We start from the raw sequence: 2,824 nt of genomic DNA, 5'->3' as shown, positions 1-2,824 counted from the left end.
TTCGAGGAATTTTTCCGGCTCGGGGCGAACCACTTCCGCGCTATTCCAGAACGAAGCGAAATGCTGGTTCATGGCGTGCAGGGAGGAAGCATCCTGGCCGGCGTCGCCCGACACCATCAGGTCGCGCGCACCTGCCCGCCGGATCTCGACACCGACCCCGAAGCGCCCGACGCGCCGCGCTGGCTCGGCCTCGCGGTCAAACGCCACGCGCCGCTCGACGAACGGCACGCGGAGGTCGAGTTCGTGGCCCGCTACAAGGTCGGCGGGCGCGCTTACCGGCTCCACGAGACGAGCCGTTTCGAGCGCGACGAGCACGGTTTCTGGCGCTACGTCGACGGCGAAGTAAGTGAACGTTGACAAATAGTTGCTGTGTCAGACGCCGGGTAATTCCCGCATTGCACAACCCCATTTTGTCCAGCTACGATGACCTCGAATTGGTCATGTTGCATGGCAGGGCTTACGAATGGCGTTCAGCAAGGTATTGGTGGGATGGATGGCGGCGTGTGCGCTGTCGGCCGCTCAGGCCGGTACGCTGCCGAGCGCCAATACGGGGACGGGCGCCGGCGCCAGCGGGTCGCTCGCCCACGCCGAACGCTTCGATTACGGCGATTCGAACCTGCCGCAGGTCGCCGCCGACCTGAACGAACAGATCCTCCGCATTCCGGCCGACGCATCGGGCGCCGTCACGCTCGAGGCCACGCTCTTCAAGCCGAACGGCCCCGGCCCGTTCCCGCTCGTCGTCTTCAATCACGGCAAGAACACCGGCGATCTCCATCTGCAGCCGCGCAGCCGGCCGCTCGCGTTCGCGCGCGAATTCGTGCGCCGCGGCTATGCGGTGATCGCACCGAACCGCCAGGGCTTCGCGGGGTCGGACGGCACGTACCAGCAGGAAGGCTGCAACGTCGGCAAGAACGGCCTCGCGCAGGCGGCTGACGTGGACGCGACGGTGCGCTACATGTCGCGCCAGTCGTATGTCGATGCATCGCGCATCGTCGTCGCCGGCACGTCGCACGGCGGCCTCGTCTCGGTCGCGTACGGCACCGAAGCCGCACCGGGCGTGCGCGGCATCATCAACTTCTCCGGCGGGCTGCGCCAGGACCTCTGCGACGGCTGGCAGAAAAACCTCGTCGACGCGTTCGACCAGTACGGCGCGCACACGGCCGTGCGGTCGCTGTGGCTGTACGGCGACAACGACTCGGTGTGGACGCCCGGGCTCGTCGCGCAAATGCACGACGCGTACGTTTCGCACGGCACGCAGGCCCGGTTCATCGATTTCGGCCGCTACAAGGACGACGCGCACCGGCTGATCGTCGACCGCGACGGCGTGCCCGTGTGGTGGCCGGCCGTCAACGCGTTCCTCGCGCAGCTGAACCTGCCGACCTCGGTGCGCTACGCAGTTGCGAACCCGCACGAGCCGAAGGCAAGCGGCTATGCGTCGATCGATTCGGTCAACGCGGTGCCGTACGTCGACGAAGCCGGCCGCGAAGGCTATCGCCGCTTCCTGAACCAGCATCCGAGCCGCGCGTTCGCGGTGTCGTCGGAAGGCGCATGGTCGTGGGCCGAAGGCGGCGACGACCCGATGGCGCTCGCGCTCGACAACTGCGCGAAGCAGGGCGCGGGTTCGTGCCGGCTGTATGCGGTCAACGACCGGGTCGTGTGGAACACGACGCAGACGGCCGACAACGACGACAGCAACGCACGCGACACCGGTACGCCGGCGCTGGCTTCGCGTTGACGAGCGGCGGCCTTCGCCGCCGTTTTTCGTTTTTCTCCCCTCCTCCTTTTCGTCGCTTCGCGACCTCGCTGCGTGCAGCGTGCGGTGTTCGCGACGGATGTCGCACATGCGGCACGCCACGCATGCCGGTGTGAACCCGCCATCGCGCCGCGCCCTGTCCGGCTTCCCTTCGCCGCCCGCGCGTCGTCATTCTTTGCGATCACGTGGGGCCACATCATCCCGCGCCGCCGATTCCCCCCTTCGCTCCCCGATTTTTCACCGCGCCGCCCCGCCCGACCCACGATTTTTTTCGGTTGGGGGGTCTCACTCGAACGTCGTCATCTGCGGTCATTTCGAGGCTTCTGAACCGTACCGTCCCGAGCCGCCCCGATCTGCGCCGAACTCCCGCCCGGCAAGGCTTTGCGGCGTTTGTAACCGGTAGTGCAACGGGTCGCGGAACACGCTAATCTCAGCGCGATTCGTGTCTCGCCGCGCGGCATCCCGTCGATGCCGCGCGGCCGTTTTATCCCCCGGAGCCGCCTTGAGTACGCCAGCCACCGACGACTGGGTCGCGCGCAGCCTGCGCGCGGTCTGGCATCCCTGCACCCAGATGAAGCATCACGAGCGCCTGCCGCTCATCCCCGTCGCGCGCGGCGCAGGCCTGTGGCTGTACGACCGTGACGGCCGCCGCTACTTCGACGCGATCAGCTCGTGGTGGGTCAACCTGTTCGGCCATGCGAACCCGGACATCAACGCGGCGCTGAAGGACCAGCTCGACACGCTCGAGCACGCGATGCTCGCCGGCTGCACGCACGAGCCCGCGATCGAGCTCGCGGAGCGGCTGCACGTGCTCACCGAGCGCACGCTCGGCCATGCGTTCTTCGCGTCGGACGGCGCGTCGGCGGTCGAGATCGCGCTGAAGATGAGCTTCCACGCGTGGCGCAACCGCGGCCGCGCGAACAAGCAGGAATTCGTCTGCGTCGCGAACAGCTATCACGGCGAGACGATCGGCGCGCTCGGCGTGACCGACGTCGCACTGTTCAAGGACGCGTACGACCCGCTGATCCGCCATGCGCACGTGGTCGCGTCACCCGACGCGCGCGGCGCGCA

General features: G+C 67.7%; 3 protein-coding genes. All 3 read left to right on the top strand.

The annotated features are described in order from the left end of the window. The first annotated feature begins 60 nt into the window (after positions 1-60). Positions 61-357, top strand: a complete 297-nt coding sequence (locus tag G3N99_RS42225) for a YchJ family metal-binding protein (protein WP_346778518.1) — start codon at positions 61-63, stop codon at positions 355-357. A 106-nt stretch (positions 358-463) separates the two neighbouring features. Continuing rightward, positions 464-1,735 (top strand): CocE/NonD family hydrolase, encoded by a 1,272-nt coding sequence (locus G3N99_RS38005; RefSeq protein WP_206124943.1) that lies wholly within the window; start codon positions 464-466, stop codon positions 1,733-1,735. A 520-nt stretch (positions 1,736-2,255) separates the two neighbouring features. Further along, on the top strand, positions 2,256-2,824 hold a 569-nt coding region (locus G3N99_RS38000; protein ID WP_206124942.1), incomplete at its 3' end, for an aminotransferase class III-fold pyridoxal phosphate-dependent enzyme.

The sequence above is a fragment of the Burkholderia sp. Ac-20392 genome, from assembly GCF_017104585.1.
Lineage (GTDB): Bacteria > Pseudomonadota > Gammaproteobacteria > Burkholderiales > Burkholderiaceae > Burkholderia > Burkholderia lata.
The sequence above is the reverse complement of the archived record's forward strand: the minus strand, read 5'-3'. Positions and strand labels throughout refer to the sequence as shown.

Coding starts and splice junctions, on each gene's coding strand:
- G3N99_RS42225 (WP_346778518.1), top strand. CDS start 61: ATGCTGGTTCATGGCGTGCAGGGAGGAAGCATCCTGGCCGGCGTCGCC.
- G3N99_RS38005 (WP_206124943.1), top strand. CDS start 464: ATGGCGTTCAGCAAGGTATTGGTGGGATGGATGGCGGCGTGTGCGCTG.